Source organism: Citricoccus sp. NPDC055426 (assembly GCF_040677445.1).
Taxonomy (GTDB): domain Bacteria; phylum Actinomycetota; class Actinomycetes; order Actinomycetales; family Micrococcaceae; genus Citricoccus.
The window spans coordinates 1-1,786 of the sequence record NZ_JBFARZ010000026.1; the positions used below are offsets into that span (position 1 = coordinate 1).

Annotated in this window: 3 protein-coding genes and 1 pseudogene; 3 read left to right on the plus strand and 1 reads right to left on the minus strand. The window is 51.0% G+C overall.

Annotated features, from left to right (window positions below):
- The coding region (locus AB0K08_RS16935) for a phage integrase N-terminal SAM-like domain-containing protein (RefSeq protein ID WP_363356496.1) at nt 1-203 on the minus strand (203 nt) is incomplete at its 3' end.
- A 145-nt stretch (nt 204-348) separates the two neighbouring features.
- Between AB0K08_RS16935 and AB0K08_RS16940 the strand changes: the two genes are divergently transcribed.
- The 3 genes and pseudogenes from AB0K08_RS16940 to AB0K08_RS16950 form a co-directional block, all read left to right on the plus strand.
- Complete coding sequence (locus tag AB0K08_RS16940) at nt 349-1,185, plus strand: ANT(3'')-Ia family aminoglycoside nucleotidyltransferase AadA9 (protein WP_010991842.1); 837 nt, start codon at nt 349-351, stop codon at nt 1,183-1,185.
- Between the two features lie 163 nt (nt 1,186-1,348).
- Entirely contained in the window at nt 1,349-1,696 is a 348-nt protein-coding gene (locus AB0K08_RS16945) for a quaternary ammonium compound efflux SMR transporter QacE delta 1 (RefSeq protein WP_000679427.1), read from the plus strand.
- Nucleotides 1,690-1,786: pseudogene (locus AB0K08_RS16950) on the plus strand (sulfonamide-resistant dihydropteroate synthase Sul1); the annotation flags it as partial. The gene AB0K08_RS16945 and the pseudogene AB0K08_RS16950, both read left to right, overlap by 7 nt.

Genomic DNA, 1,786 nt, shown 5'->3' on the forward strand with positions numbered 1-1,786 from the left:
AGCCAGGACAGAAATGCCTCGACTTCGCTGCTGCCCAAGGTTGCCGGGTGACGCACACCGTGGAAACGGATGAAGGCACGAACCCAGTGGACATACGCCTGTTCGGTTCGTAAGCTATAATGCAAGTAGCGTATGCGCTCACGCAACTGGTCCAGAACCTTGACCGAACGCAGCGGTGGTAACGGTGCAGTGCTGGTTTTCATGGCTTGTTATGACTGTTTTGTTGTACAGTCTATGCCTCGGGCATCCAAGCAGCAAGCGCGTTACGCCGTGGGTCGATGTTTGATGTTATGGAGCAGCAACGATGTTACGCAGCAGGGCAGTCGCCCTAAAACAAAGTTAGACATGATGAGCAACTCTATACACACCGGAATCTCAAGACAGCTTTCACAGGCACGCGATGTAATTAAACGCCATTTGGCATCAACGCTGAAAGCCATACACTTGTATGGTTCTGCAATTGATGGTGGCCTCAAACCATATAGCGACATTGATCTGCTGGTTACCGTGGATGCACGCTTGGATGAAGCTACCAGACGCTCCCTGATGCTCGATTTCTTGAATATCTCGGCACCACCATGCGAAAGCTCAATACTCCGGCCGCTAGAGGTAACTGTTGTTGCATGCAACGAAGTAGTGCCTTGGCGTTATCCGGCACGACGAGAACTGCAGTTCGGGGAGTGGCTGCGGGAGGATATTCTTGAAGGTGTCTTCGAGCCAGCCGCCTTGGACGCCGACCTTGCAATTCTAATAACGAAAGCTAGGCAACACAGCATCGCTTTAGTAGGTCCAGTGGCTCAAAAAGTCTTCATGCCGGTGCCAGAGCATGACTTTCTCCAGGTGCTTTCCGATACCCTTAAGCTGTGGAATACTCATGAGGATTGGGAAAATGAGGAGCGGAACATCGTACTCACGTTAGCTCGGATCTGGTATAGCACTGAAACTGGAGGAATCGTCCCCAAGGATGTGGCCGCCGAATGGGTTTTAGAGCGCTTGCCAGCTGAGCATAAGCCAATACTGGTTGAGGCGCGGCAAGCCTATCTTGGGCTTTGCAAGGATAGTCTTGCTTTGCGTGCAGATGAGACTTCGGCGTTCATTGGCTATGCAAAGTCTGCGGTCGCTGATTTGCTCGAAAAGCGAAAATCTCAAACTTCGCATATTTGCGATGGCGCCAAGAACGTCTAACGTCTAACTATTCATTTAAGCCGAAGCCGCTTCGCGGCTCGGCTTAATTCAGGCGTTAGATGCACTAAGCACATAATTGCTCACAGCCAAACTATCAGGTCAAGTCTGCTTTTATTATTTTTAAGCGTGCATAATAAGCCCTACACAAATTGGGAGATATATCATGAAAGGCTGGCTTTTTCTTGTTATCGCAATAGTTGGCGAAGTAATCGCAACATCCGCATTAAAATCTAGCGAGGGCTTTACTAAGCTTGCCCCTTCCGCCGTTGTCATAATCGGTTATGGCATCGCATTTTATTTTCTTTCTCTGGTTCTGAAATCCATCCCTGTCGGTGTTGCTTATGCAGTCTGGTCGGGACTCGGCGTCGTCATAATTACAGCCATTGCCTGGTTGCTTCATGGGCAAAAGCTTGATGCGTGGGGCTTTGTAGGTATGGGGCTCATAATTGCTGCCTTTTTGCTCGCCCGATCCCCATCGTGGAAGTCGCTGCGGAGGCCGACGCCATGGTGACGGTGTTCGGCATTCTGAATCTCACCGAGGACTCCTTCTTCGATGAGAGCCGGCGGCTAGACCCCGCCGGCGCTGTCACCGCGGCGATCG